At 60.2% G+C, this 23,760-nt stretch carries 32 protein-coding genes and 1 other RNA gene; 20 read left to right on the forward strand and 13 right to left on the reverse strand.

The window, feature by feature from the left end; all coding sequences use genetic code 11:
- Positions 1–60 precede the first annotated feature (60 nt).
- The 4 genes from HY29_RS01480 to HY29_RS01490 all read right to left on the reverse strand — a co-directional run bounded on the left by HY29_RS01480 (position 61) and on the right by HY29_RS01490 (position 1,844).
- Positions 61–531: a hypothetical protein gene (locus HY29_RS01480; RefSeq protein ID WP_034790771.1), complete on the reverse strand. Its 471-nt coding sequence runs from the start codon at positions 529–531 to the stop codon at positions 61–63.
- A 118-nt stretch (positions 532–649) separates the two neighbouring features.
- Positions 650–1,012: a transfer-messenger RNA gene (ssrA, locus tag HY29_RS18755) on the reverse strand.
- Positions 1,013–1,051: 39 nt separating this feature from the next.
- Positions 1,052–1,438, reverse strand: coding sequence for an MAPEG family protein (locus tag HY29_RS01485; RefSeq protein WP_034790773.1), 387 nt, complete (start codon positions 1,436–1,438; stop codon positions 1,052–1,054).
- An 85-nt stretch (positions 1,439–1,523) separates the two neighbouring features.
- Positions 1,524–1,844: a YciI family protein gene (locus HY29_RS01490; protein ID WP_034790775.1), complete on the reverse strand. Its 321-nt coding sequence runs from the start codon at positions 1,842–1,844 to the stop codon at positions 1,524–1,526.
- Between the two features lie 116 nt (positions 1,845–1,960).
- Here HY29_RS01490 and HY29_RS01495 point away from each other — a divergent pair, with 116 nt between their 5' ends.
- Positions 1,961–2,560 (forward strand): TetR/AcrR family transcriptional regulator, encoded by a 600-nt coding sequence (locus HY29_RS01495; protein ID WP_034790777.1) that lies wholly within the window; start codon positions 1,961–1,963, stop codon positions 2,558–2,560.
- 23 nt (positions 2,561–2,583) lie between these two features.
- Here the strand turns inward: HY29_RS01495 and HY29_RS01500 are convergent, their stop codons facing one another.
- From HY29_RS01500 to dapB, 3 genes are all read right to left on the reverse strand, one after another.
- Positions 2,584–2,889: an HPr family phosphocarrier protein gene (locus HY29_RS01500; RefSeq protein WP_034790779.1), complete on the reverse strand. Its 306-nt coding sequence runs from the start codon at positions 2,887–2,889 to the stop codon at positions 2,584–2,586.
- A complete protein-coding gene (locus HY29_RS01505; RefSeq protein WP_034790781.1) occupies positions 2,889–3,293 on the reverse strand; it encodes a PTS sugar transporter subunit IIA in 405 nt (134 codons plus the stop codon). The genes HY29_RS01500 and HY29_RS01505 overlap by 1 nt, the downstream gene beginning before the upstream one ends.
- 98 nt (positions 3,294–3,391) lie before the next feature.
- Positions 3,392–4,225, reverse strand: coding sequence for a 4-hydroxy-tetrahydrodipicolinate reductase (gene dapB / locus HY29_RS01510; protein WP_034791043.1), 834 nt, complete (start codon positions 4,223–4,225; stop codon positions 3,392–3,394).
- Between the two features lie 136 nt (positions 4,226–4,361).
- On the opposite strand from dapB, the gene HY29_RS01515 reads away from it, so the two are divergent.
- The 3 genes from HY29_RS01515 (at position 4,362) to HY29_RS01525 (ending at position 6,617) form a co-directional block, all read left to right on the forward strand.
- Positions 4,362–4,886, forward strand: a complete 525-nt coding sequence (locus HY29_RS01515; RefSeq protein WP_051601027.1) for a hypothetical protein — start codon at positions 4,362–4,364, stop codon at positions 4,884–4,886.
- Positions 4,887–4,953: 67 nt separating this feature from the next.
- The gene (locus tag HY29_RS18195) at positions 4,954–5,832 is read left to right on the forward strand and encodes a diacylglycerol/lipid kinase family protein (protein ID WP_051601028.1); all 879 of its coding nucleotides are present in this window, start codon (positions 4,954–4,956) and stop codon (positions 5,830–5,832) included.
- Entirely contained in the window at positions 5,829–6,617 is a 789-nt protein-coding gene (locus HY29_RS01525) for a metallophosphoesterase family protein (RefSeq protein ID WP_051601029.1), read from the forward strand. The genes HY29_RS18195 and HY29_RS01525 overlap by 4 nt, the downstream gene beginning before the upstream one ends.
- A gap of 9 nt (positions 6,618–6,626) precedes the next feature.
- On the opposite strand, the gene HY29_RS01530 is transcribed toward HY29_RS01525, so the two are convergent.
- On the reverse strand, positions 6,627–7,535 hold the full coding sequence (locus tag HY29_RS01530; protein ID WP_034790783.1) for a LysR family transcriptional regulator: 909 nt from the start codon (positions 7,533–7,535) through the stop codon (positions 6,627–6,629).
- Between the two features lie 93 nt (positions 7,536–7,628).
- Between HY29_RS01530 and HY29_RS01535 the strand changes: the two genes are divergently transcribed.
- The 5 genes from HY29_RS01535 to HY29_RS01550 all read left to right on the forward strand — a co-directional run bounded on the left by HY29_RS01535 (position 7,629) and on the right by HY29_RS01550 (position 10,328).
- Positions 7,629–8,735 (forward strand): S-(hydroxymethyl)glutathione dehydrogenase/class III alcohol dehydrogenase, encoded by a 1,107-nt coding sequence (locus HY29_RS01535; protein WP_034790785.1) that lies wholly within the window; start codon positions 7,629–7,631, stop codon positions 8,733–8,735.
- 164 nt (positions 8,736–8,899) lie between these two features.
- Entirely contained in the window at positions 8,900–9,241 is a 342-nt protein-coding gene (locus HY29_RS01540; RefSeq protein WP_155838170.1) for a hypothetical protein, read from the forward strand.
- A 68-nt stretch (positions 9,242–9,309) separates the two neighbouring features.
- Positions 9,310–9,444: a hypothetical protein gene (locus HY29_RS19790; RefSeq protein ID WP_277813007.1), complete on the forward strand. Its 135-nt coding sequence runs from the start codon at positions 9,310–9,312 to the stop codon at positions 9,442–9,444.
- Positions 9,445–9,530: 86 nt separating this feature from the next.
- Complete coding sequence (locus tag HY29_RS01545; RefSeq protein WP_034790789.1) at positions 9,531–9,908, forward strand: VOC family protein; 378 nt, start codon at positions 9,531–9,533, stop codon at positions 9,906–9,908.
- Positions 9,909–10,004: 96 nt separating this feature from the next.
- Complete coding sequence (locus HY29_RS01550) at positions 10,005–10,328, forward strand: hypothetical protein (protein WP_051601030.1); 324 nt, start codon at positions 10,005–10,007, stop codon at positions 10,326–10,328.
- Between the two features lie 17 nt (positions 10,329–10,345).
- Here HY29_RS01550 and HY29_RS01555 read toward each other — a convergent pair whose 3' ends face one another.
- The gene (locus HY29_RS01555) at positions 10,346–11,437 is read right to left on the reverse strand and encodes a glutathione S-transferase N-terminal domain-containing protein (protein WP_034790791.1); all 1,092 of its coding nucleotides are present in this window, start codon (positions 11,435–11,437) and stop codon (positions 10,346–10,348) included.
- 177 nt (positions 11,438–11,614) lie between these two features.
- Here HY29_RS01555 and fghA point away from each other — a divergent pair, with 177 nt between their 5' ends.
- Together fghA and HY29_RS01565 are read left to right on the forward strand one after the other, a co-directional pair.
- Entirely contained in the window at positions 11,615–12,457 is an 843-nt protein-coding gene (gene fghA / locus HY29_RS01560; RefSeq protein WP_034790793.1) for an S-formylglutathione hydrolase, read from the forward strand.
- A 72-nt stretch (positions 12,458–12,529) separates the two neighbouring features.
- On the forward strand, positions 12,530–13,045 hold the full coding sequence (locus tag HY29_RS01565) for a DsrE family protein (protein WP_034790795.1): 516 nt from the start codon (positions 12,530–12,532) through the stop codon (positions 13,043–13,045).
- A gap of 12 nt (positions 13,046–13,057) precedes the next feature.
- On the opposite strand, the gene HY29_RS01570 is transcribed toward HY29_RS01565, so the two are convergent.
- Positions 13,058–13,411, reverse strand: a complete 354-nt coding sequence (locus tag HY29_RS01570) for a RusA family crossover junction endodeoxyribonuclease (RefSeq protein WP_034791052.1) — start codon at positions 13,409–13,411, stop codon at positions 13,058–13,060.
- Between the two features lie 2 nt (positions 13,412–13,413).
- Positions 13,414–13,737, reverse strand: coding sequence for a hypothetical protein (locus HY29_RS01575; RefSeq protein WP_034790797.1), 324 nt, complete (start codon positions 13,735–13,737; stop codon positions 13,414–13,416).
- Between the two features lie 108 nt (positions 13,738–13,845).
- Here HY29_RS01575 and fumC point away from each other — a divergent pair, with 108 nt between their 5' ends.
- Positions 13,846–15,234, forward strand: a complete 1,389-nt coding sequence (fumC, locus tag HY29_RS01580) for a class II fumarate hydratase (RefSeq protein ID WP_034790798.1) — start codon at positions 13,846–13,848, stop codon at positions 15,232–15,234.
- A 7-nt stretch (positions 15,235–15,241) separates the two neighbouring features.
- Here fumC and HY29_RS01585 read toward each other — a convergent pair whose 3' ends face one another.
- Entirely contained in the window at positions 15,242–15,604 is a 363-nt protein-coding gene (locus HY29_RS01585) for a DUF4180 domain-containing protein (protein ID WP_034790799.1), read from the reverse strand.
- Between the two features lie 88 nt (positions 15,605–15,692).
- Here HY29_RS01585 and HY29_RS01590 point away from each other — a divergent pair, with 88 nt between their 5' ends.
- The 7 genes from HY29_RS01590 to HY29_RS01620 all read left to right on the forward strand — a co-directional run bounded on the left by HY29_RS01590 (position 15,693) and on the right by HY29_RS01620 (position 21,364).
- Positions 15,693–16,430: a class I SAM-dependent methyltransferase gene (locus tag HY29_RS01590; protein WP_034790800.1), complete on the forward strand. Its 738-nt coding sequence runs from the start codon at positions 15,693–15,695 to the stop codon at positions 16,428–16,430.
- 159 nt (positions 16,431–16,589) lie between these two features.
- Positions 16,590–18,176 carry a SulP family inorganic anion transporter gene (locus tag HY29_RS01595; RefSeq protein WP_051601046.1) on the forward strand — a complete coding sequence of 529 codons (1,587 nt, stop codon included), beginning with the start codon at positions 16,590–16,592 and terminating at the stop codon, positions 18,174–18,176.
- A 99-nt stretch (positions 18,177–18,275) separates the two neighbouring features.
- Positions 18,276–19,079: an SDR family oxidoreductase gene (locus HY29_RS01600; protein ID WP_034791054.1), complete on the forward strand. Its 804-nt coding sequence runs from the start codon at positions 18,276–18,278 to the stop codon at positions 19,077–19,079.
- Between the two features lie 87 nt (positions 19,080–19,166).
- Positions 19,167–19,463 (forward strand): hypothetical protein, encoded by a 297-nt coding sequence (locus HY29_RS01605; RefSeq protein ID WP_034790803.1) that lies wholly within the window; start codon positions 19,167–19,169, stop codon positions 19,461–19,463.
- A 13-nt stretch (positions 19,464–19,476) separates the two neighbouring features.
- Positions 19,477–20,079 carry a GNAT family N-acetyltransferase gene (locus HY29_RS01610; RefSeq protein WP_034790805.1) on the forward strand — a complete coding sequence of 201 codons (603 nt, stop codon included), beginning with the start codon at positions 19,477–19,479 and terminating at the stop codon, positions 20,077–20,079.
- Positions 20,076–20,270: a DUF4169 family protein gene (locus HY29_RS01615; RefSeq protein ID WP_034790807.1), complete on the forward strand. Its 195-nt coding sequence runs from the start codon at positions 20,076–20,078 to the stop codon at positions 20,268–20,270. Before HY29_RS01610 ends, HY29_RS01615 begins: the two co-directional genes overlap by 4 nt.
- Positions 20,271–20,572: 302 nt before the next feature.
- The gene (locus HY29_RS01620) at positions 20,573–21,364 is read left to right on the forward strand and encodes an alpha/beta fold hydrolase (RefSeq protein ID WP_051601031.1); all 792 of its coding nucleotides are present in this window, start codon (positions 20,573–20,575) and stop codon (positions 21,362–21,364) included.
- A gap of 12 nt (positions 21,365–21,376) precedes the next feature.
- On the opposite strand, the gene HY29_RS01625 is transcribed toward HY29_RS01620, so the two are convergent.
- Complete coding sequence (locus HY29_RS01625; protein ID WP_034790827.1) at positions 21,377–22,411, reverse strand: hypothetical protein; 1,035 nt, start codon at positions 22,409–22,411, stop codon at positions 21,377–21,379.
- 148 nt (positions 22,412–22,559) lie between these two features.
- On the opposite strand from HY29_RS01625, the gene HY29_RS01630 reads away from it, so the two are divergent.
- Entirely contained in the window at positions 22,560–23,669 is a 1,110-nt protein-coding gene (locus tag HY29_RS01630) for an NADH:flavin oxidoreductase (protein WP_034790831.1), read from the forward strand.
- Positions 23,670–23,760: the final 91 nt, after the last annotated feature.

Consider the following 23,760-nt stretch of genomic DNA (forward strand, 5'->3'; position numbering starts at 1 on the left):
CCGGATGGCGGATTGGCCAGATTGAATGAGACCGGACAGGCCTCCGCTGGCGGCGTCTGCCTATTCCCGGCCCTTGGCGGCGCTCTGGTGGTGGAGCGTGCGCGGGGACGAGACTGTGGCCCCGATCACGATGATGACCATGGCAATCGCGATAGCGGGGACAAGTGTTACGACGAACAGGCTTGTCCGTGACATGTCAAAGAAGCTGTAAGCGAGCAGAATGGGCACGCCGAGCAGCAGATAGGCTTTCAGGCAGGTCATCCAGATACGGGGCAGCCGGGCGACCGAACTGCTGCGAAACATCACGACAATGAAAAAGGCAATTGTCCCGCTTATGAGAGGGGACGACCAGCGATAGAGATCAGACAGCTCTTCCACGGTCGGGATGAGGCCCGCAAAACCCAAAGCGTACCACAACGGGTTCATCGGGCCTGCGATCAGCCATGCGATGAACAGTGTTGAGGTCTTGGGTAAGCGGCGCCTGCCCGAGAGCCTGACGCGCGAGATGAGCGTATCGCGGTGCATATGCATGATGGACTGAAGGAAAAGCTTTAAAAGAGTAAATATTCTGCCGGTCGAATTAAACGTACCGTTGGTACGCGAAACGCCAAAGGGTTGTGCGCGGCAGTTTTCAGCGAGAAGAGGGTAAGGTGGAGGCTTCTGTTGCCAGGCGCCTCCGGGCCCCGCCTAGAGAGCTGAATCCCTAGGAGTTAAAGCGGTAATCCGCGCACAGCTTACGCTGCGAGCAGTTCACCTTCAGCAAAGTTGTCGTTTGCAACTATGTGATATGGGCTTCTGAGGGGGCCCAATCCGGCGAAGGCATCGTCTTTACACGTCCGTCGATCCTATTTCGGCCCCGTCAGAAACAGGCGAAGGTGAAACCGCCTGAACCTGCTTTTGGTGGAGCCGCCGGGTACCGCCCCCGGGTCCGAACCGCTTATTACACGCGCGTTTATCGCCATAGTCCGAAGACATAACCAATATAGGGGCGATTGGCGGGGGTTGGAAGGGGGAAGGTGTTTCCAGCGCACGCCGACCGGATGCTCATGCCTCACATGTTTGTCCAAAGGGCGTATCCTCCAAACATGAGCATTGCAGCGAATGTCAGAAGCATGCCGGCTGCCCGGAACAGGCTGGTACCGTCTGTCAGGGCAAGCGTGAAATAGTGCACGACACGGCCCAGAAGAAGGCTGCAGCCACCGATCCAGAGCATCATATCACCCGCACCCGCGAAATCTGCCGCTGCCATGGCGAGCAGCGTGATGGGTACAGTCTCTGTGTAATTGGCATGGGCGCGGATACGCCGCAAAAGGGTCTGATCCCCGCCATCGGCGATCATGACCCCCGTCTTCACGCGTCGTATGCCGACAAAGAAGGTCGCTGGCACCTGAAGGACTGCCATCAGGCCGATGAAAATAAGGGTCACATGAAGATCCATGAAACTACTCCCATTCAGATTGTTCGGAAACGGGCGGCCGTCTGCCGAAGCTGAGCCCGGCCGCCCAGGGATTTTCGGGCGCTGCCTACATGTCCATATCAAGCACCGGGGCGATCTCGATGGAGCCTTCGACCAGCGTGATATGCGGGCACACCCGGGCCATCTCTGTTGCGGCCTCCAGGGAGGCAGCCTCGACAACAGAGACGCCTGAAATCGGGTTTGCGCCGCCATCCTGCGCCACGCCGGACGGGCTGATGGTGATCGATTCTCCGACGGCATGGCCGGGGTCCACCATGGCCGCGCCAAGGCCCGCGACCCAGTTGCGCCACTGGGTCATCATTGCCTGACCCGCTTCGGGCGTCATGTCTGTGTTGCCGCCATGATAGGCGAATACGAATTTGGGCATGGGTCTGTGTCCTTCCGGGCTGAGTGCAAAACAGACCCTGTTGTTGCGCCGATCTAAATATGTTCAAGAACATATTTAGAATTGTGCTTATGCTCGTCGCAAAGAGGAGGCCCGCCATGCCCTACAGTCCTGCGCACAAGCAAAGAACACGCGAACATATCGTTGAATGCGCCCGCATGCTGTTCAACCGGCATGGCTTCGAGAAAGTCAGTATCGACATGGTCATGGAAAGTGCCGGCCTGACGCGGGGCGGCTTCTACAATCATTTCAAAAGCAAGGAAGCGCTGTTTGCGGCGGCCGTTGACAGCTTCCTCATGGGGCGCGGCGCGCGCTGGCGCAATGATGCCGGCGTCCATGACACGGCTGGCCCTGAGGCGGCTGAGCGGATGGTGGCATCCTACCTTTCGGCCGAGCACTTGGGCGATCTTGAGGGGCAGTGCCCCCTCATTGCCTTGCCGAGCGATATCTCGCGGGGGTCTGAAGAGGTGAAGATCGCTTACGAGTCTCTGCTCAATGCGATGGTGGGCCTGTTCGAAAGCAGCCTGTCATCTAACGGCAAGGCGTCTCACGAAACGGCGCTGACACTCGCGGCGTTATGTGTCGGGGGCATGGTCATTGCCCGAACCTTGCCGGATGCGGGAATTGCCGGTGATATTCGGGACGCGTCCCGCAGAAAGGCAGAATCCATCATTGCTGCAAACATGAACGTGAACTGAGGTTCTACCGGGCAGGCCTGTCCTCAGCAAACTGCGTCGGCATCGCCTTGTTCGCCGAAGCCGTCTGCAATCAGGCTGGCAATGGCGGTGACCGCTTCTGCGGCGTCTGTGCCTTCTGCGGTGATGCCCACTTCGCAGCCGGTATGCGCCACCAGCATCATCAGATCCATGATCGAACGGGCATCGGCCGTTTCGCCCTCATGGGTCACGATGATGCGGGAGTCGAACTCCCCGGCCAGGCGCGACAGCTTGGCGGAGGCCCTGGCATGCAGACCCTTCCGGTTGACGATCGTGGCGCGCTGGCTGGCGGTGGTCTGCGTGTCTGTCATCAGCTGGACTTCGCCAGCAATTCAGACGCGATATTGATGTATTTGCGGCCTGCTTCGGCGGCGGTCTTGGCCGCATCCTTCAGGCCCAGCTCTCCGCGTACCTCGGCCAGCTTGATCAGCATGGGCAGGTTTACGCCGGAGAGGACCTCAATATGGCCCGCGCTCATCACCGACATGGCCAGATTGGACGGGGTTCCCCCGAACATGTCTGTCAGGATGATGACGCCCTTGCCGGTGTCACAGGATTTGGCCGTTTCGCGGATCTGATCCCGACGGGCTTCAATATCATCCTCGACCTCAATCGAGATCGAACGGAAGCGCTCCTGCTCTCCAACCACATGCTCTGTGGCGGCGACCAGTTCGCGCGCGAGCTTCCCGTGGCTGACAACTACTATACCGATCATCGCCCATCCTGTGGCAAAAACATAACGAACTTGTCATGCTGCCATTGCACGCCGGGGCGTCAACCCTGATTCATCTGCTGGGGATGCGAGGAATCGCCCTAGTTGCCGGAAAGCCCCAGCACATCGTTCATATTGTACAGGCCCGGATCCTGCTGAACGGCCCATGCAGCAGCCCTGAGAGCGCCATGGGCGAAGACGGCGCGGTCCAGCGCCGTGTGGCTGAGGGTCAAAAGTTCCATATCGGAGCCAAAGCTGACTTCATGCTCTCCGATCACGCCGCCCGTGCGGCGCACGGCGAAGCCGATATTGCCTGCGCGGCGCTTGGCATCGGGTCCGTTATATGGCTCTGCGCGCAGCTCTGACAGGGACTTGCCCCGGCCATCGGCAGCGGCGTCTCCCAGCATCAGCGCCGTGCCGGAGGGGGCGTCCACCTTGCGGCGGTGATGGGTCTCGTAAATCTCGATATCCCAGTCCGGGCCGAGGCGTTCTGCGGCCATTCGGGTCAGCGCCTGCAGCAGATTGATGCCAACCGAGAAATTGCCTGCCTTGACGATGGCCAGGCTATTCGCGGCGCGGGCGATCTCAGCTTCTTCCGCCGGGGTGAAGCCGGTGGTGCCTATGATGGCTGCGCGCACACGGGTGTGCTTTAGGGAGTCCAGCGCGGCGAGTGTGGCAGCAGGGCGGGTGAAATCAATCCACACATCGGCATTGCCTGCAGCAGACACAGGGTCTGTTGCGGGCTTCAGATCCAGCAGGCGACGGCCGGCCAGTTCGCCAATGTCTGTGCCGAGATGCTCAGACGCCGGGGCTTCGCTGCCGCCGGTGACATCCAGGCCGGAATCGAGCGCCGCGCCGACGAGTTGCCGGCCCATACGGCCGCCTACGCCAGCAATGGCAACGGAAAAGGATTGGGTACCCGCAGAATCAGTCATCGGGCACATATAGACATAATTTTGCGTGGTGGGAGCCCCCAACTCGGTCCAACCTGTCCGGCCCGGTTGTGAAGTGGAGGCGGATCGCCTAACCGATAGCTCTCGCGCGCCCCTCCAGAAGACCAGACTGCCAGCGATGTCACAGCCCATTTCCCTGAAATCAGATTGCGCCCGGTGTGCGGGGTTGTGCTGTGTCGCGCCGCCCTTCGACATGTCGCCGGAGTTTGGCCATGCCAAGCCGGCCAATACGCCCTGCCAGCATCTTGGCGCGGACAATCGCTGCGCCATTCATTCGCGCCGCCGGGAAGAGGGCTATGCGGGCTGCATAAGCTATGAATGCCATGGCGCAGGGCAGGCCGTAACGCAGGACATGTTCGGCGGCCGGTCGTGGCGGGAGGATGCCAGCCTGATGGCGCCCATGTCACGGGCTTTTCTGGCGATGCGGCAGGTGCATGAGCTGCTCGTGCTGCTGGACCAGGCCGGGCAGATGGCGCTGACGGCAGAGGAGCGAGGGGCGCTGGAGGCCCTGCAAGCAGAGCTGGTGCCGGCCGACGGCTGGACACTCGAGACGCTGGAGGCGGTTGTCGCAAAGGGTGAGGCCAGCTCACGGGTTCGGGAGTATCTGGTCACGCTGGCGCACCATTTCCGCGGCGCGCGCTGACCTCATGAGGTTGCGGCCGGGCTGCAATTTGGCCGGAACCGCGCGCAAGGTTTTGCGTTAAACCGAGATGACAACAACAAAGTCCCTGACGCGGCTTGGCCGTGTGTCCTGTGTGATCAATCCGCTCTCCGGGAGCACGCCGGCGAATGCGGCAGATCTCGTGCGCGAGAAACTCTCAGGCTTGCCGGATGAGGCAAAGATACATGAAGCCGGGGAAGGGGATATTCGTGACATTGTGAAGGCTGCGCTGGCTGACAAGCCGGATGTGCTGATCGTATGGGGCGGGGACGGCACGATCGCGTGCGCCTTGTCGCATGCCGGTCCGGATGGGCCTGCTGTGCTGCCGCTGCCGGGCGGGACGATGAATTTGCTGCCGCATCGCGCGATTGGCGAGATAGACGACTGGAAAATCATTCTGGATAGCGCCCTGAATGGCGGCGAGATTCGCGACATGGCCTGCGGCGAGGTTATCGGCGGAGACCGTTTTTTCGTGGCCGCGATGATTGGCGACATGACGCGCCTGACCCAGTCACGCGAAGCGTTGAGGGAAGGCCGTATCCTGGAGGCCGCGCAGATCGTGCATGATGATTCCGCGCTCTCTCTCGATTCCAACATCGAATGGGGCGAGCCAGGCAAGACGCCCGAGACGGCGACCGCTGTGACGGTGAACATCAATGCCGATACGCCCGGTCTCCTGGAGGTCGCCACGATCAATCCCGGCAATCTGATCGATCTGGCGAAGACCGGAATTCAGATGCTGAATGACGGGTGGCGGGATGCGGAAAGCGTCGATGTGCGCAATGTGCCAGAAGTCGACGTGACGGTTACCAATAAGCGCCTGATCAGCCTGACCCTGGACGGAGAACTGACAGAGATGGAGCCGCCTGTCCGTTTTCGACGGATAGATGTCGCGGCGCGGATCTTTGTGCCTGACATGTCTTCATGACCCTGATTGCCCAACTTTCAGATATTCACTTCGGATCCGAAGACGCTGACGCGATTGCCAGGTGTGAGGCCCATATCAAGGAGGCCGCGCCGGACCTGCTGGTAATCTGTGGAGACCTGACCCAGAGAGGGCGCAGGCAGGAATTCGATGCGGCGGCAGAATGGCTCTCCGGCTTTGACATGCCGAAACTGATCGTACCCGGAAATCATGACACGCCGATGTTTGGCCTAGCGAGCCGGGCGCTGGACCCGTTTGCGCGATTCGATCGCCACTTTGCGGAGTATAAGGATGAGGCCCGGGTGGACGGCGTTATCGCGGTCGGCCTAAATACAGCGCGTGGTTGGCAGGTGCGCCGCAATTGGGCCGAAGGGTCCGTCGATCTGGACGATCTGGACGAGGCCATTGTACGCGCCGGTGAACAGAAGGCAGATGTCAAGCTGCTGGCTTGCCACCATCCGTTCAGGTCTCTACCGCATGCGCCTTTGCGGGTGCGGACGCGTCGGGGCAGGCGGGCCTGCGACAAGGTGGCGGCGAGCCATATCCAGATGCTGTTGACAGGGCATGTGCATACGCCATCCGTTGTGCTGCGCCAGCGCGCAAATGGGGCATATTTGGCGGTATCCTCCGGCACACTGTCCACACGTTTGAGGGCCGAGCCGCCTTCCTTCAACATGATCCGTATTGAGAAGGGCAAGTTCGACATTTCCCGATGCGACCTGATCGACGGACAGGTGACCGAAACCGGCATGGGCCGGTTCGACGCAAATTTCGAACACAGTGATTAAGGGCTGTGCTCAAGGGTGTGGCTGGTGCAGAGGCGCCGCTTCAAAGCCTGGTTGCAGCTGGGCTCGGATACGGTCCACCAGCAAATGGACCTTGGGCTGTAGGTGGCGGGCCTGGGGATAGACGGCCCAGATCGGTTCCGGCTCTGGCCGGTAGTCTTCAAACAATTCCACCAGCGCGCCGCTTTGCAGATAGGGCAGCACATAGAAAAGTGGCAACTGGCCAATGCCGGTGCCGGCAAGCAGGCCGTCCAGAACCGAGGCGGCGGAGTTGCACCGCCAGTTGCCTCGTGGGCGGAGGCTTTCATGCTTGCTGCCAATCCGGAACCGCCAGCTGCTGGACGAGCCAATCAGGCAATTGTGCGCCTTCAGATCATCCAGCCGCTCAGGCGTGCCATGGGTCTCCAGATAGGCGGGGGAAGCGCAGACCAGAAATTGCCGTGTTGCGACACGTGAACTGATCAGCCGGGAATCTTCCAGCCGGCCTGTGCGGATGGCGAGGTCAAAGCCTTCTGCAATCAGGTCCACCAGCCGGTTCGACAGATCCATCGTAACTTCGACCTTGGGAAACTCCTGGCAGAAGCGGCGGACAATGGGCGAGAGGTAGCGCTCTCCCAGCAGGGTGGAGCAGGTGATCTTGATTTCGCCCTGTGGATCATTCTCTCCGCCGACGGCGGCGAACAATTCGTCTCGCGATTGGATCAATTGGCGGCAATGGGCTAAAACGGTGCGGCCTGTATCGGTGAGCGATACTTTGCGCGTCGTTCGGTAGAAGAGGGGTGCGCCTATGGCATTTTCGAGCCGTGTGACCGCGCGGCTGACATGGGAGGTGGAGACATTCAGCGCTTGCGCCGCCGGCTTGAACCCGAGATTGGTCGCCACAGCGACAAATTCTTCAATTCCGTCCCAATCCGTCCGCATTATCCCTGCCCTGCAACAATGAATTGCGAATTACCCACTTTAACCCCGTGGGCGCAAGAGTAGTATGGCACCAACAGATTATGGAGTTCCCTTATGAAGACACGCGCCGCTGTGGCCTTTGAGGCCAAGAAACCGCTGGAAATTGTCGAACTGGACCTGGAAGGCCCGAAGGAGGGCGAGGTGCTGGTCGAGATCATGGCGACGGGCATCTGCCATACAGACGCCTACACGCTGGACGGGCTGGATTCCGAAGGCATCTTCCCAAGCGTGCTGGGCCATGAAGGCGCGGGCATTGTCCGCGAGGTTGGCGCGGGCGTAACCAGCGTGCAGCCGGGCGATCACGTGATCCCGCTCTACACGCCGGAATGCCGCCAGTGCAAAAGCTGCCTGTCGGGCAAGACGAACCTCTGCACCGCGATCCGCGCCACGCAGGGCAAGGGCCTGATGCCGGACGGCACCTCGCGCTTCTCCTACAAAGGCAAGACGATCTACCATTATATGGGCTGCTCGACCTTCTCGAACTTCACCGTCCTGCCGGAAATTGCGGTTGCGAAAATCCGCACTGACGCGCCCTTCGACAAGGCCTGCTATGTCGGCTGCGGCGTGACGACCGGCGTCGGCGCTGTGACCAACACGGCCAAGGTTCAGGTTGGCGATAATGTCGTCGTGTTCGGCCTGGGCGGCATCGGCCTCAACGTGCTGCAGGGCGCGAAGATGGCAGGCGCTGACAAGATCATCGGCGTCGACATCAACGACTCCAAGAAGGAATGGGGCGAGAAATTCGGCATGACGCACTTCGTCAATCCGAAGAACACCGCGGATGTGGTGGCCCATCTTGTGGAGCTGACCGATGGCGGCGCGGACTATTCCTTTGACTGTACCGGCAATACGGATGTGATGCGTCAGGCGCTGGAATGCTGCCATCGCGGCTGGGGCACCTCGATCATCATCGGCGTGGCGGAAGCCGGCAAGGAAATCAGCACACGGCCTTTCCAGCTGGTGACTGGTCGCAACTGGCGTGGCACGGCCTTCGGCGGCGCCAAGGGCCGCACCGACGTGCCGAAGATCGTCGACTGGTACATGAACGGCAAGATCCAGATCGACCCGATGATCACGCACGTCATGAAGCTCGACAAGATCAACGATGCGTTTGACCTGATGCATGCGGGCGAGAGCATCCGGAGCGTGGTGGTTTATTAGTGCGGAGCTGGCCCGCACAGATTCTTTGCGCAAGCATGGCCTTGGCGGGCGCTTCGATCGTTTCCGGTTGCATGAGCACCGGCCCGACGATGGATCAGAAATTCTGCAGTGATCTTCAGACGTGGGTCGATTCAGGGCCGCGAACGGGTTCCTCCGCCCGGTATATGCGTTTTGCGGCGTTTCGCGGATCTGAAGACGAAATCATCATGTGGGGCATAGCGACCGATGCGGGATGTGAAGAAGACGATTGCCGTGACGAAGCAGACAGGCACTTTGTCGGTGAAGTCGCCCCGATGACCCATTATTGGTGGATGGATCAGTTTGCCGAGGCGGCATCTGTTTGCCTGCGCGGAAATCCGAGGATCAGCGAGATTGATCTCCTCGACGATGAGGCCGAACCGCGAGAGTCCATCGCGCGCAGGAATGGCGCCCGTATTGTCATTTCCTGGGATCGCACGGATTGCGATTTCGAAGGCTGCACCACATTTGAAGTGGATTACCGCTGAGCCGGGATTAGAGGGATACTCAAATCACCACAGTAAAACGCAATCTCGACATCTATCGCACGCGCCTGGTGACCCTGCAGAATATCCTTGGCCGGGCCGAGGCGGAGCTGTTGCCAGATGATCCGGAGAAGACAGCGCTGCTGACGGCGCGGCTGGCCGATGACGAAAGCCTGATCACAAATACCTGCCCGGAAATCCCGTAGCTGACCCAGCGGGAAGCCGGAATGCCTCTGGCGCTGGCGGTGCGGGTGGTGCACTAATTCCCAACACAGCAGGAGGAAAAACACATATGTTCAGTCACGTAATGGTCGGGTCGGATGACATTGACCGCTCGAAGACATTTTATGACGCCACGTTCAAGGCGCTGGGCGGCCGCGAGGCGATCACGGACCCTAAAGGCCGTCTGATCTATCTGCACAATGGCGGCACCTTTCTGGTCACCAAGCCGATTGACGGCAATGCGGCAACATTCGCCAATGGCGGTACGATCGGCTTTACGGTTGAGAATCCGGAGATGGCCGATGCCTGGCACAAGGCCGGTCTCGAAGCCGGCGGCAAGGCCATCGAAGACCCTCCGGGCTGGCGCGAAGGCGGCGGCATGAAGCTGTACCTGGCTTACCTGCGCGACCCGGACGGCAACAAGATCTGCGCCATGTGCCGCGGCTAAAACCTGATCACAGGGGCAGGGCGGCGGTGCTGCCTTGCCCTTGCGCTCTGCCTGCTGACGCGCGAGACTTGCACGGCGCATCCAGCTTCAGGAGGCATGATGACTGAGTTCACCCATTATACATTGCTGTGCGATGGCCGGATTGTTGAGCCGAATGAGGAGTTCGACACCGAGCCAGGCCCCTGCATCATGGGCATGAAAGTGTGGGCGCGCGATACTGAGCAGGCCGCCGAGATGATTGCGGAGATCGGACCGCGCCTAGGTTTTCACCCTGATGGTGAGTTGCAAGTGTTCGTTACAGACCCTGAGGCGCCCATGAAGGATGTGCCCTTTGGCTATGATGTGCAGTTCACTGCGTATACGGATGAAGAAGCTGAGGCGGATGCCAGCCTCGATGATGACCGCCCGACCATCCACTAACGCAGCGGGCTGACCCTTCAGGCAAGCGCCAAGCGGTTCTGTGTCCGGGTCAGGCGAACCGGCAGGCGAAACTCCTTGAGCGGACTGCCGCCAATGCGGCCCAGCAGGGCATCCGCACGTGCGCGGGCCTCATCGTTCAGCGCGTCATAGGCATCAAGCGCAGCCTGCAGGCGCCAGAGCGGGAAGGTGCGTGCTGCGGCTGGCCCGATACTGTTTTCGATATTGATCTCGATCTGGCCGACCGCGCGGGGCAGGAAGGCACCAGGCTCTGCCTCTTTCGCCCAGTCTTCCAGAAATTGCGCCGTTTGGTGCAGGGCCGGCAATTGTTCGCGCATCTGCCGCGCCAGGATCGGCGTCAGCGTGACGGGGATTGTATCATCCGCAGGCAGATCGCCTGTTGAAGGCGAGCCTGCCTGAACCCGCTCGACCCAGTCTGCCACTTTCGGCGCGAGGCGCTGCATGATCTCGCCTGAGGCCGGGTCTCGGTAAAGGTGGGCATAAAGCGGGCCATAAAGGGCAAAGTCGGCAAAGCTCGCGCGGTCTCCCAGCGCATAGGGGTGCACTTCCAGATGCGTGGAGAATTCCTTCAGGAAGGCCTCATAGCTTTTCTCGATGCCTGGAATGGTGGTCGCAGAAACGCCGAGCGGTGGCAGGGCGCCCTTGAAGCGCTGGCCATTCTTGCGGCCGACTTCATATTGTTCGGGCTTTGACAGCTCAGGCGCGGAAAGCGCGCCGAATTCCTGATAGGCAAAGTCCTCATTATAGGTCCAGCGATAGTGCATCGCCGGGATGACCAGCCACTCATCGGCATAGAGCTGCAAGAGCTGGCTGACGAAACGCTGCACGGAGCCCTCCGGCATGACGGGCGGCTGAGCCTGTTCGGCGGCTTCGACATGGGCGATGATCTCTGCGGTATCCTGCACGATGCCGCCTGCAGGCGTTTTCATCACCGGGATGACCGGCCAGCCGACATTCGGCAGGATTATGTCTCGGTAGACCTCCTGTGTTGCGCCTTCCTCGTGAAAAGGCACGCCGCGCCAGCTGAAATAGGCCCGGGCCTTGCCGGTGAAATAGCTGACCTCTGCGCCATACAGGATGTAGTCTACCATTTTTCCTCCCTCGTTTTTGTCGGTCTCTCTCTGATGTGATGCGCCAGCGGGCACTGGCAAGCAAGCCCTGCCTGTGCGGCGGCGTCTGGTGCAGCTTGGCGAACGCCGCGCCCTTGTGCTTCAGTACAAGTCAGACCAGATCAGGCTCAGATCAAATTCCCAGATGCAGGACATGACATGACCCTTACGCAAGTTTCCTCGTGGCAATCCTTTGGCGGCACATTGTCGGTGCATGATCATGAAAGCGCACTGCAGAACTGTACGATGCGCTTTGCGGTCTATACGCCGCCGCAGGCAGACCCGGAGAAAGTGCCGGTGTTGTGGTATCTCTCCGGCCTGACCTGCAGCTGGGCGAATGTGATGGAGAAATCCGGCCTGCAACGCGCCGCGTCTCAGCATGGCATCATGATCATTGCGCCGGATACGAGCCCGCGCGGCGAGGATGTGGCCGATGACGACGCCTATGATCTGGGGCAGGGCGCCGGCTTTTACCTGACCGCGACGCAGGAGCCCTGGGCGAAGCATTACAAGATGGACCAATACATCGCCGACGAACTGCCAAAGGTGATCGCAGAGCATTTTCCCGCAGCGGATATGAGCCGTCAGGGAATTTTCGGCCACTCCATGGGCGGGCATGGCGCGATCACGCTGCACCTCAAGCATCCGGATATGTACAAGAGTTGTTCGGCTTTCAGCCCGATCACCAGCCCGTGCCAGGTGCCGTGGGGCCAGAAGGCTTTCACTGCGTATCTGGGCGATGCCTCTGTCGCCTGGGAGCAATATGATGCGACTGAACTGGTCAAGGAGCGCCAGACCAAGGCGACGATCCTGGTCGATACCGGCACGGCGGACACCTTCCTGGAGCGCGAACTGAAGCCGGAAATCTTCACTGAAGCCTGCCGCAAGCACGGACAGCGGCTCGACTACAATATGCGCGATGGGTATGGGCACGACTATTATTTCATCGCCAGCTATATGGACGAGCATATCGCGCACCATGCGCGCGCGCTGGAGGCCTAGGCGGCGAGAGTCTGCTCGACAGGCGTGTGTCGGCCCGTTACCGTTTCACTTGAAACCAATGGGAGCTTGCCGATGACACGCCTTTCTGCCTGCTTGTTTGCCGCCTGTGTGCTGGCCCTTCCGGCGCTGGCCGGACCAGAGGATTTCACGATGGGGCCAGCCATTGAGGGCTATGGTCCGGTCGCGCAGGTGCCTGACGCGACGCGCTTGTCTAAAGACAGCGTGTTCAAGGTAGCTTTCGATACGTCGCTCGCTGCGCAGCCGGGCAAGCTGAACCGAACCCTGGAAGGCGCGGCGCGGTTTCTGAACATGCATGAGGCCGTTGGCATTCCGGCGTCGAACATCAAGCTGGCGGTTGTGATCCACGGACCAGCAGCAGAGGATTTGCTGGATGTGGAAGACAATGCCAATGCGCCGCTGATCGCCGCACTGCAAAAGCATCGTGTGCGCATCATCCTGTGCGGCCAGACGGCGATGTACAAGGATATCCGCCAGAGCGATCTTCTGCCGGGTGTTGAGATTGCGCTATCGGCCATGACGGCCCATGCGCAATTGCAGCAGGAAGGCTATACGCTGAACCCGTTCTAGGGCGGCGCAACGCTAGTCCATCGCTTCGGCCTTCAGCCAGATGCCTTCGCGTTCGCCCACGCGGCGCTCCACCAGCAGGCGGGCAACCTGGTGGTCATCTTCGAACACATTGCCGGTCAGGCTGTCGAGCAGGGCCTTGGCCAGATTGTCGAGATCCATCCAGGGCGCGTCGCCGGTATATTCCATCATGATGTGGACGGAGTAATCGCCATAGCCGGGCCGCAGCGGCGGGAACTCCTTGCGGAAGAATTCCTTCAGCAGCGTCTTGTAGTATTTTGTCTGCGTGGTGAGGCCGGTGCAACGCACTTCAAGGGCGCCCTCATCCGTAATGCGGGCGCGGACCTTGCCGGCGGAAATCCAGTCCATGCTCATCCGCGCATCCGGAAGCGCGATTGCATATGCGCTTCGATGGCTTCCTTGGAGTCCTTCAAGCCAAGGCCGGAGGCTTCGCGCAGGAGTTTGATGGCGTGCAGCTTGTGCCGGTCTTCAATGGCCTGATTGATCTCGGTCCATTTGGTTTCCGGTATGCGTGCGAGGGCGGCATCAATCTCTTCCTGGCTATGGTGCGAGGGCCCATGCGATTTCTGGCGGCCACTGCCGCGCACGAGATAGCCGAGCGCAAAGGCGATCACGAGCGCGATGGCGACTTCGATGTGCAGGAAACTGGCGATCATGTCCGCGAGCGATCCCATTCTGGTCCGGTTGTTTCTGGTGCGGCAATCGCCGCAGTGTTGCAGTCCTTCTACAGCATGCTACACCGCAGCGCGACCCGGCGAATGACCGCAAAGCGGAGAGATCAGATGAGCAATACCCGTACCGAAACCGACACGATGGGACCAATCGAGGTCTCCGATGACGCCTATTGGGGCGCGCAGGCCCAGCGCAGCCTCGGTAATTTCAAGATTGGCTGGGAAAAACAGCCCGAGCCGATCATCCGCGCCCTCGGCATCGTCAAGAAAGCTGCAGCCGAAGTGAACATGGACCTCGGCAAGATGGACCCGGACCTGGGCAAGGTGATCATTCAGGCCGCCGAGGAAGTCATCGACGGCAAGCTGAACGAGCATTTCCCGCTGGTCGTCTGGCAGACGGGTTCCGGCACGCAATCCAACATGAACGCCAATGAGGTGATCTCTAACCGCTCCATCGAGATTCTGGGCGGGGAGAAGGGCTCCAAGAAGCCGGTTCACCCGAACGATCATGTGAACATGTCCCAATCCTCCAACGACACATTCCCGACGGCGATGCACATTGCCTGTGCCGAGGAAGTCGTCCACCGCCTGATCCCGGCGCTGAACGTGCTGCAAAGCGCGCTGGCCGAGAAAGCTGCCGAGTGGAAGGACATCATCAAGATTGGCCGCACGCACACGCAGGATGCAACGCCTGTCACGCTGGGGCAGGAATTCTCCGGCTATGCCCAGCAGCTGACCAATGGCATCGAGCGGATCGAGCTGACCCTGCCGAAACTGATGGAACTGGCGCAAGGCGGCACGGCTGTCGGCACGGGCCTCGCATCCCCGGTCGGCTTTGCCGAGAAGGTGGCCGAGAAGATTGCCGGAATCACCGGCCTGAAGTTTACGACGGCGCCGAACAAGTTCGAAGCGCTGGCCGCGCATGACGCGATGGTGTTCACGCATGGCGCGATCACGACGGTGGCGATGTCCTGCTTCAAGATTGCCAATGACATCCGCTTCCTCGGCTCCGGCCCTCGGTCCGGCCTTGGCGAACTGGCTCTGCCAGAGAACGAGCCAGGCAGCTCCATCATGCCGGGCAAGGTTAACCCGACACAATGCGAAGCGCTGACTCAGGTCTGTGCGCACATCCATGGCAATAATGCTGCGATCGGTTTTGCCGGCAGCCAGGGCCAGTTCGAGTTGAACGTGTTCAACCCGATGATGTCCTACAATTTCCTGCAATCAGTGCGTTTGCTGGCAGATGCAGCTGTGAGCTTCACAGAGAATTGTGTTGTCGGTATTGAGCCGCGCCTCGACAATATTGAGCGTGGACTCAAGAACTCGCTCATGCTGGTGACACCCCTGAAAGAGAAATATGGTTACGACCGCGCCGCCAAGATCGCCAAAACGGCCCACAAGAACGGGACGACGCTGCGTGAGGAAGCTATCAAGGATGGCATCCCGGGCGAGGATTTCGACAACATTGTCGATCCGTCCAAGATGATCTCACCGGGCTGATTTCAGGCTATGCCCCGGCCAGTCGCGCAGACAGCGCGGCCCGGTCGGGCATGAACAGCACGTGCTGCCCGCGGTTCGACTCGCGGATGAAATCCGCCATGGGTTTGCTCGATGCCGCCATGGCCCTGGTATCGCCGAGGATGGCGACCCGGGCATGGTAGTTCATGAACTTCTGGAGGAAGAGGCCGAACTGGCGTGTTGAAAGGTCCAGCATATCGGGGTGAAGGCGCTCTGCCGGAATGGTGATCCAGTCCGCCTCGCTGCCATACATGTCACCTAGCAGCGTCAGGGCATCGGCCTCTTGTTTCAGAGGCGGACCGTTCGTATCGACGAATGCGACACGTATTCCCGAAATCTGTTCGATTTTCATCGGCGCCTTATTCGCCGTGTCCTGAACGGGAGTCAACTCGGATAGATTGAAGGGTGATCAGGACCGGATCATGCGCTAAAGTCTTGTCATGATGGACTTCGATCCCGACACGTTCGGTACGCTCAATGCGGATGATTATGATGCCCTTCACGATCCGGGCACGACGGAGGAGTCCGTCGCCCTGATTGCAGAGCTGGCAGGGCAGGGGCGGCTGTTGGAGCTGGCCATCGGCACGGGGCGTATGGCCTTGCCCTTGAAGGCGCGCGGGTTCGATATCTCGGGCATCGAAGGCTCGGCCGCCATGGTGGAGAAGCTGCGCGAGAAGCCGGGGGGCGCGGACATTCCGGTCGTGATCGGCGACATGGCGGACTGCGCCATAGAGGGCCGGTTCGACTTTGCCTTCCTCGTCTTCAATACAATGTTCAATCTGACGAGCCAGGCCGATCAGGTGCGCTGCTTTCGTAATGTCGCCGACAGGCTGGCGCCGGGCGGGGCGTTCCTGATCGAGACCTTCGTTCCGGACTTTTCCGACTATCGGGGCCATCAGAGCCTGCGGACACGGAAGATCGGCTTCAAGTCTCTCTGGTTCGAGGCCAAGCTGCACGACCCAACCCGGCAGGTGATCGAGTATCAGCGTGTGCGGATTACGGAGCAGGGCGTGAAACTTGTGCCTCTGGTGATGCGCTATGCCTGGCCGCAGGAAATTGATCTGATGGCAGAGCTGGCCGGACTGGAACTGGAACAGCGTTGGGGCGGCTGGGCGAGGGAGCCCTTTACCGCCGACAGTCACATGCATGTTTCCCTGTACAAAAAGGCGGCAGGCTAAGCCGCGCGGGCCCAGTTTTCTCAGGCCTTCGGGTTGCGCCATGGCAGGAAGACCGTCATAGGGCGGGCAAACTCCCTTCCTTCCCTCAAGACCGAAGAGTTTAAGCCCGTGGTAAAATCGACTTTTGCAGCGTTCGCTGACCGGCTCAGCGCGCAAGGCCTGTCGCAGGCAAGCTTCACCCAGTTCACGCCGAACCGGATCAAGATTGAATTGCTGTCCGGCCTGACCGTGGCGCTGGCTTTGGTGCCGGAGGCTGTGGCCTTTGCCTTTGTCGCGCATGTGCACCCGCTGGTCGGGCTATATGCTGCGTTTATTGTGGGTTTGGTGACAGCTGTGATCGGCGGACGTCCGGGCATGATCTCCGGCGCAACGGGCGCGCTGGCGGTGGTGATGGTCTCTCTGGTCAGCACGTATGGGGTGGAATACCTGTTCGCGACGGTCGTTCTGATGGGCATATTGCAGCTGGCGGCGGGGATATTCCGGTTCGGGAAATTCATCCGCCTGGTGCCGCATCCGGTTATGCTGGGTTTTGTGAATGGCCTGGCCATCGTCATCTTCATGGCGCAGCTGACACAGTTCAAGGTGCCCGGAACGGCGGAGGCCTCTGGTCATGGCCTGTCTGGCGGCGAATGGATGAGCGGCTGGCCGCTGATATTGATGCTGGGCCTTGTCGGGCTGACCATGCTGATCATCTGGGGCTTGCCGAAAGTTACGAAGATCATTCCTGCGCCGCTGGCAGGGATTGGCATCGTTGCTGCCGTAGTCATCGGCTTTGGCCTGGATGTGCCGCGTGTCGGCGATCTGGCCTCTATCCAGGGCGGACTTCCGCCATTCCATATTCCGAGCGTTCCGCTGACCTGGGAGACGCTGGAAATCATCCTGCCTTACTCCATCATCCTGGCAGCCATCGGCCTGATCGAAAGCCTGCTGACGCTGAACCTGGTTGGCGAAATGACTGGCAAGCGCGGCGGGGCGAGCCAGGAATGCGTGGCGCAGGGCGCAGCGAATTTGATCACCGGTTTCTTTGGCGGTATGGGCGGCTGCGCGATGATCGGCCAGTCCATGATCAATGTGAAATCCGGCGGGCGCACACGCCTGGCAGGCATCGCTGCCGCGCTGTTCCTGCTGGCCTTCATTCTGGTCGGCTCCAGCCTGATTGAGCAGATTCCTTTGGCGGCGCTGGTCGGCGTGATGTTCATGGTCGTGATCGGCACCTTTGCCTGGAACAGTTTGCGCATCATGACGCGCATTCCATTGATGGACGCCGCTGTGATCGTGCTGGTGACGGTCGTGACCGTATTTTACGACCTTGCGACGGCAGTGGTCGTGGGCGTGATCGTTTCTGCGCTTGCCTATGCCTGGAGCAATGCGCGGCGCATTCACGTTATCGAGCGTGACAGCGTGCGCACGCCCGGTGCGCATGTGTATGAGATTGAGGGCCCGCTCTTCTTCGGCTCCACCGATGCCTTTGCCGAACTGTTTCACCCGGAAACCGACCCGGATGTGGTCATCGTGGACTTCATGCGCTCCCGCGTGGTGGACCAGTCCGCCCTGCAGGCCATTGAAGACCTCGCCCGTCGCTACGAGGCGCAAGGCAAGACGCTGCAGCTGCGCCATCTGTCGCGCGATTGTCACCGCCTGCTCAGCAAGGCCGGGCAGCTGATGATCGATTCCGATGATGACCCGGATTACGCGCTGGCGGTGGACTATTCCGTGCGGACCGGCGCGTTTGGCGGGGCCCACTGACCGGTCAGTCTGTCGCGTTTTCCGGAAATTTCCTTGCCCCTGACAGGTTGTTCCGCCACTAGGTACGCCGTTCAGAAACTTGGAGGAAACAGGATGGAAATGGACTTCAGCAATATGTTCTCGGTCGCTGGCAAGACAGTTGTCATCACCGGCGGCTCTCGCGGCATTGGCGAAATGATCGCGGCTGGGTTTCTCTCCAATGGCGCGAAAGTTATCATCTCGTCCCGCAAGGCGCAGGCCTGTGAGGAAACAGTCGAGCGACTGAAAGCGGAATATGGTGGCGAAATCTACGCCATCCCGTCAGATGTCGGCAGCCTGGACGGCGTGAACCATCTGGTCAGCGAACTGGAGAAGAAGGAAGACAAGGTCGATGTGCTGGTCAACAATGCCGGCGTAGCCTGGGGCGCCTCTCTCGATGAGTTTCCGGAGCATGGCTATGACAAGGTCATGGATGTGAACGTCAAAGGCGTTTTCTTCCTGACGCAGAAAATGATGCCGCTGTTGCGCAAGGCGGCCAGCGCCGAGAATCCGGCTCGCGTCATCAATATCGCTTCCGTCGATGGCATGCACACCTCTCCGATGAGCGGGTACATTTATGGCACGTCCAAGGCCGCCGTTATTCACCTGACGCGCTTCATGGGGTCTCAGCTTGCCAAGGAGAACATCCTGGTCAACGGCATCGCGCCGGGTCCGTTCCCGACCTACATGCTGTCGACCGGTGTTGGCTATAAAGGCGAAACCGAGGGCGTCGATTGGGATGCGATTGGCAGCCGCACGCCGATGGGCCGCGTTGGCGCGCCGAGCGATGTGGCGGGCCTCTCCATCTTCCTGTCGTCCAAGGCATCGGCCTATATCACCGGGCACACCATTCCGTGCGATGGCGGCATCGTCTCCGGCAGCTAAAGCCTGCGGGCAGGGGATGGCAGATATGGCGACGCAGTTTAGACTGCGCGTACATAGAATCACCCCTTGCCCAGAAAGGCCCCGCTCATGGCTAAAGCTCCTGTCGGATCCAAATCCAATCCGTCCGAATTCGATGTGCTGGAAAAGCTCGAAGCGGATGAGCCTTACTTCGTCATTCGGGCGCATGATCCGCTGTCTTCCGCTCTTGTGGAGCTGCACGCCTATATCGGTGCCGGTCAGTCGGGCGCTGCCCACAACAAGCTGGCCGAAATCATGGCTATGACCTCTGCCAAGGCTCCGCGCCCGGCATCCAGCCCGAAATATCGCGAAACCTTCGCGATTTCTCTGGCCATGGAGCAATGGCGCGAAAACCACGAGGAATAGGGAGCCACCTCAGGTGCAGCTCGGCCCGGTTACGCTCGAAAACCGTTTCGTACGGATCGTTCCGTTTGATCTGGAACGGCATGCCAGTGATTTGCGCGACATGGCGGAGCGATCTGGTGAGCGGCTGGCGACCTGGCCCTATTTCAATCCACCCGGGGACTGGATCACCCCCTGGGTGGCGACCATTCGCAAGCGGGCTGAAGCGGGTACGCTGATCCCGTTTGCGGTGATCCTGCCGGATGGGAAATTTGCCGGCATGACGGCTTATCTGAGCCCGGAAGCCACATCGAAACATGTCGAAGTAGGCATGACGATCTATGCGCCGGAGTATCAGGGCGGGGCGGTGAACCCCGCCTGCAAGCATCTGCTGCTGGCCCATGCCTTCGAGCAGGGGGCCATCCGCGTCTTCTTCAATGTGGATGAGCGCAATAAACGCTCTCAGGCGGCGGTCAAAAAGCTTGGCGGCGTGCAGGAGGGTATTCTTCGTGACAATCGTATCCTGCCGGATGGATTTGTACGCTCGACCGTGGTGTTCTCAATACTGGCGCGCGAATGGCCGGGTGTGAAAACCGGTCTGGAGGCGCGCCTCGCACGGTTTGAGGAGCAGGGCGGATGAGTGATCCGATCAATCTCAACAAGTTTCGCAAGGCAAGGGCCAAGGCCGACAAGGAACAGCGCGCAAAGGAAAACCGCGCCAAATTCGGCCGGACAAAAGCCGAAAAAACGCTCGACAAGGCCCGCGCCGACACTGTGACCCGTCTGACGGATGGGCACCGCCTGAAGGATGATCCCGAACAGGATAGCTAAGTCGGCCTGAGCCTGTCGCCTCATCCTGCGGCCTGCACTTTGCAGCACTCCCGGAAACTTTGTTCCAATCCGGGAGGACTCACATGGCCGGTATCGCCAAGAAATTTCTTTTCTGTGTCGCTGCGTTCAGTGTGGGCATTGTCTGGGGCCTGATTGCCGAGGCGGCAGAAACGGGCGTCCTGCCAGGCTTCTAATTCTGATAATCACAGACGGCACATTGCGCGTCGCGCGGCCGTCCTGCTAGATAATTGTCCGGACATTTAAATGGGTGGGGCAGCGTGGTCAGAGTCAGGAAGCAGTATGTGGATGGGCGTTTCGGACAGATACATCTGCGGCTCGCCCAGCCTGAAACGGCGCTGAAGCGGCCTTTGGTCTGCTTGCATATGAGCCCGAAATCGGGCTGGCTCTATGCCCGGTTCATGGAGCATATCGGCGAAGACCGCATCGTTGTTGCGCCGGACTATCCAGGCTTTGGGGAATCTGATCCGCCCCCCGCCGAACCACCTGTGCGCGTTGAAGATTATGCGGCGGCGATGTGGGACGCTGTAGACGCGCTGGGCCTCGGCGAGGTGGATCTTTCCGGGTATCACACAGGCTCAATGGTTGCCCCCGAAATGGCCCGCCAACAGCCGAGCCGCGTCGGACGCCTTGTCCTGATCAGTGCGCCGGTCATCACGGATGATGAGCAAGCCATCTTCCATAAGACCTATGAAGCCATCCCGGTTGACGCTGCTGGAACACGGTTCAACAGGATGTGGCAGGCCGTGCAGGCCCATTCCGGACCAGACATGACCCTGGAAATGATGGCGGCGTCATTCGCCGAGAACCTGCGCGCTGGCGAGAATTACGAATGGGGCCACCGGGCCGCCTTCGAATATGCGCCAAACTATCCCGATACGCTGAAGGCGCTCAGTCATCGCATCGCCGTGATCAATCCGGACGACGACCTGACACTGCAGACCCTCCGAGTGGTTCCCTATCTGAACAATGGCGCGGTGATACCGCACCCTGAATGGTCGCATGGCTTTCTGGATACCGATACCGAGCGCGCCGTCGCGGAGTATCGTCGCCTGTTGGATACTGACTGGCTCTAGGTTCAGCGCGGATCAGCTGCCCGGCTTGCTTTCCGCGGGCGATGCCGGCTCCTCCGGGTGGAGGATGGAGTTGATCAGGGCGTCGTCCATGCGGCGGCCCGAAACGCGTTCCAGGGCCGAGAAGATTGGCCGGGCCTTCTTGTCCTTGAGCAGGGGAATGGTCTGCGCGATCTCTGCTGCGCGGGCATAGCGCAGCTGGGCTGTGGCCATGTCTCCGCGCGCTTCGGCGCAGGCGCCGATATTATGGATCACCGAAGGTGCGCGCGGCCATTCCCGGCCAAGGGCATCCCACTGCGCGCAAGCCCCCATGATCTCGCCGCGCTTGGTGGCTTTGACGGCCGCCGCAAAACGCGGGTCGTTCTGGGCTTCGGGGATCAGCCCCTCAGTGATGATCTCAGCCCGCATCGTCTTGTAATAGGGGGCCACATCATTGCGGAAGCGTCGCACGGCTTCGACGGTGGCATCCTCAATCATGCCGATCGGGGCGTTGTAGGGATTGTAGCTTGAGTGGACGGGGTCGCGCCATGTACCCAGCTCCTGGCCATAGTCTTCATATTCGGCAATGTCGCGGCAGGTTTCACGATTTGCGCCACCAATCTGTTTCTGTGTGAAGACAGGTCGGCCCGTATCGTAATCCACGAGATTGGCGGTGACGACGACTTCGACGGTTTCCTCGCGGCACTCGGTTTCGACGATGGCGCGGTGCTGACAGTCAAACGGGCCGTCATATTCCACACAACGTTTCTCGCGTTCAAACCGCAATTCCTCTTCCCAGGAGTCGATGTCGACGCGGCCTTCATAGACACCTTGCGGGACCTGACTGGTCTGCGTGAACCAGTAGGTGCCATCCAGAGCTACCTGGTCCAGCATGTTGGCAAACTCGGCTTCGGCGACCTCTCCGGCCGGACCGCGGAACCGGCCGACCTCAACATCGCGGTAGCTTGCGGCTTCCGGAATGTTGGGGGCCATGCGGGCCTGATAGTCATATCCCGGCGTGGCGCAGGCCGTTGCCAGAGTGGGAATGGCGAGGAAAAGCAGTCGTCTCATAAGTATTTGGTCCAGTGATTTCAGCCTATTAGCCTTCAGAAATACTGAATGGTGCATGAACCTTACCACCCGATTATTCGCGCAGGGTCATTCTTGACCTCAGGGCCCGGTACCGCCACCTGTTGGCCACACTTATGAGGAACTCCCGATGACAAGCTCGCTGTTTACGCCTTTCAAATTCAAATCCCTGAACCTGCCGAACCGGATCGTGATGGCGCCGATGACGCGGTCGCAATCCCCGAATGGCGTGCCTGGCGAGAATGTTGCCGACTATTATGCCCGCCGCGCCGAGAATGAAGTTGGCCTGATCCTGACGGAAGGCACGACCATCCGTCGGGGCGGGGCCTCCAATGATCCGAACGTGCCGAACTTCTACAAGCCGGACTCGCTGGCTGGCTGGCAGACTGTCGTCAACAAGGTGCACGAGAAGGGCGGCAAGATCGCGCCGCAGATCTGGCATATGGGCATGGTGCGTAAGGCAGGCAGCGGCCCGGAACCGGATGCGCCGACCGACAGCCCCTCCGGCATGACCCATACGGGCAAGCAGGTGGTTGATGCGCCGACCGACGCCGAAGTTGACGACATGGTGCAGGCCTATGCAGATGCGGCGGCCAAGGCCGAAGAGCTGGGCTTTGACTGTGTCGAGATCCACGGCGCACACGGCTATCTGATCGACCAGTTCTTCTGGGATGTAATGAACAAGCGTGATGACCGGTTCGGCGGCACCAGCTTGGTCGAGCGCGCGAGCTTTGCAGGAGATATTATCCGAGAAGTGCGCAAGCGAGTGTCCAAGGACTTCCCTGTCATCCTGCGCTACTCGCAATGGAAACAGCAGGATTATGGTGCGCGCCTGGCCACGACGCCGGATGATCTGGAAGCCTTCCTGAAAGTCTTCGTGGAGGCGGGTGTCGACATTCTGCACGTGTCCCAGCGACGCTACTGGGAGCCTGAATTCCCAGAGATTGATGGCGAGAATGGCCTGAATGGTGCTGGCTGGGCGAAGAAACTGACCGGCCTGCCAACGATCACGGTTGGCTCTGTTGGCCTGTCGGGTGATTTCATGCACGCGTTCCAGGGCCAAGGCGCCGGAACACGTAAGCTGGACGATCTGGAAGAGCGCCTGTCGCGCGATGAATTCGACCTGGTGGCTGTCGGCCGTGCCTTGCTGCAGGATCCGGAATGGGCCCGCAAGGTGCATGACGGCCGCTATGCAGAGTTGAACGATTATGATGCAGCGAGCCTGGCCAAGCTTTATTAAGTCATTAATTCCCTTGTCAGGGGAGTGTGCCCATGGTTTTCATATACCTGATTGGAGCGCTGACGGGGACGTGTCAGCCTTCATAAATGGT

The sequence above is a fragment of the Hyphomonas beringensis genome, from assembly GCF_000682755.1.
In the GTDB taxonomy this organism is placed as follows: Bacteria; Pseudomonadota; Alphaproteobacteria; order Caulobacterales; family Hyphomonadaceae; genus Hyphomonas; species Hyphomonas beringensis.

Excerpts from the sequence above, each read along its gene's own strand:
- HY29_RS01515 (WP_051601027.1), top strand. The coding sequence starts at position 4,362 with ATGTCACAGCCCATTTCCCTGAAATCAGATTGCGCCCGGTGTGCGGGG.
- HY29_RS01605 (WP_034790803.1), top strand. The coding sequence starts at position 19,167 with ATGGCTAAAGCTCCTGTCGGATCCAAATCCAATCCGTCCGAATTCGAT.
- HY29_RS01550 (WP_051601030.1), top strand. The coding sequence starts at position 10,005 with ATGATGACTGAGTTCACCCATTATACATTGCTGTGCGATGGCCGGATT.
- HY29_RS01525 (WP_051601029.1), top strand. The coding sequence starts at position 5,829 with ATGACCCTGATTGCCCAACTTTCAGATATTCACTTCGGATCCGAAGAC.
- HY29_RS01600 (WP_034791054.1), top strand. The coding sequence starts at position 18,276 with ATGGACTTCAGCAATATGTTCTCGGTCGCTGGCAAGACAGTTGTCATC.
- HY29_RS18195 (WP_051601028.1), top strand. The coding sequence starts at position 4,954 with ATGACAACAACAAAGTCCCTGACGCGGCTTGGCCGTGTGTCCTGTGTG.
- HY29_RS01545 (WP_034790789.1), top strand. The coding sequence starts at position 9,531 with ATGTTCAGTCACGTAATGGTCGGGTCGGATGACATTGACCGCTCGAAG.
- HY29_RS01630 (WP_034790831.1), top strand. The coding sequence starts at position 22,560 with ATGACAAGCTCGCTGTTTACGCCTTTCAAATTCAAATCCCTGAACCTG.
- HY29_RS01505 (WP_034790781.1), bottom strand. The coding sequence starts at position 3,293 with ATGATCGGTATAGTAGTTGTCAGCCACGGGAAGCTCGCGCGCGAACTG.
- HY29_RS01570 (WP_034791052.1), bottom strand. The coding sequence starts at position 13,411 with ATGGACTGGATTTCCGCCGGCAAGGTCCGCGCCCGCATTACGGATGAG.
- HY29_RS01625 (WP_034790827.1), bottom strand. The coding sequence starts at position 22,411 with ATGAGACGACTGCTTTTCCTCGCCATTCCCACTCTGGCAACGGCCTGC.
- HY29_RS01575 (WP_034790797.1), bottom strand. The coding sequence starts at position 13,737 with ATGGGATCGCTCGCGGACATGATCGCCAGTTTCCTGCACATCGAAGTC.
- HY29_RS01535 (WP_034790785.1), top strand. The coding sequence starts at position 7,629 with ATGAAGACACGCGCCGCTGTGGCCTTTGAGGCCAAGAAACCGCTGGAA.
- HY29_RS01500 (WP_034790779.1), bottom strand. The coding sequence starts at position 2,889 with ATGACAGACACGCAGACCACCGCCAGCCAGCGCGCCACGATCGTCAAC.
- HY29_RS01615 (WP_034790807.1), top strand. The coding sequence starts at position 20,076 with ATGAGTGATCCGATCAATCTCAACAAGTTTCGCAAGGCAAGGGCCAAG.
- HY29_RS01565 (WP_034790795.1), top strand. The coding sequence starts at position 12,530 with ATGACACGCCTTTCTGCCTGCTTGTTTGCCGCCTGTGTGCTGGCCCTT.
- HY29_RS01495 (WP_034790777.1), top strand. The coding sequence starts at position 1,961 with ATGCCCTACAGTCCTGCGCACAAGCAAAGAACACGCGAACATATCGTT.
- HY29_RS01490 (WP_034790775.1), bottom strand. The coding sequence starts at position 1,844 with ATGCCCAAATTCGTATTCGCCTATCATGGCGGCAACACAGACATGACG.
- HY29_RS01530 (WP_034790783.1), bottom strand. The coding sequence starts at position 7,535 with ATGCGGACGGATTGGGACGGAATTGAAGAATTTGTCGCTGTGGCGACC.
- HY29_RS01555 (WP_034790791.1), bottom strand. The coding sequence starts at position 11,437 with ATGGTAGACTACATCCTGTATGGCGCAGAGGTCAGCTATTTCACCGGC.
- fumC (WP_034790798.1), top strand. The coding sequence starts at position 13,846 with ATGAGCAATACCCGTACCGAAACCGACACGATGGGACCAATCGAGGTC.
- HY29_RS01585 (WP_034790799.1), bottom strand. The coding sequence starts at position 15,604 with ATGAAAATCGAACAGATTTCGGGAATACGTGTCGCATTCGTCGATACG.
- HY29_RS01590 (WP_034790800.1), top strand. The coding sequence starts at position 15,693 with ATGATGGACTTCGATCCCGACACGTTCGGTACGCTCAATGCGGATGAT.
- HY29_RS01485 (WP_034790773.1), bottom strand. The coding sequence starts at position 1,438 with ATGGATCTTCATGTGACCCTTATTTTCATCGGCCTGATGGCAGTCCTT.
- HY29_RS01540 (WP_155838170.1), top strand. The coding sequence starts at position 8,900 with ATGCGTTTTGCGGCGTTTCGCGGATCTGAAGACGAAATCATCATGTGG.
- HY29_RS01480 (WP_034790771.1), bottom strand. The coding sequence starts at position 531 with ATGCATATGCACCGCGATACGCTCATCTCGCGCGTCAGGCTCTCGGGC.
- dapB (WP_034791043.1), bottom strand. The coding sequence starts at position 4,225 with ATGACTGATTCTGCGGGTACCCAATCCTTTTCCGTTGCCATTGCTGGC.
- fghA (WP_034790793.1), top strand. The coding sequence starts at position 11,615 with ATGACCCTTACGCAAGTTTCCTCGTGGCAATCCTTTGGCGGCACATTG.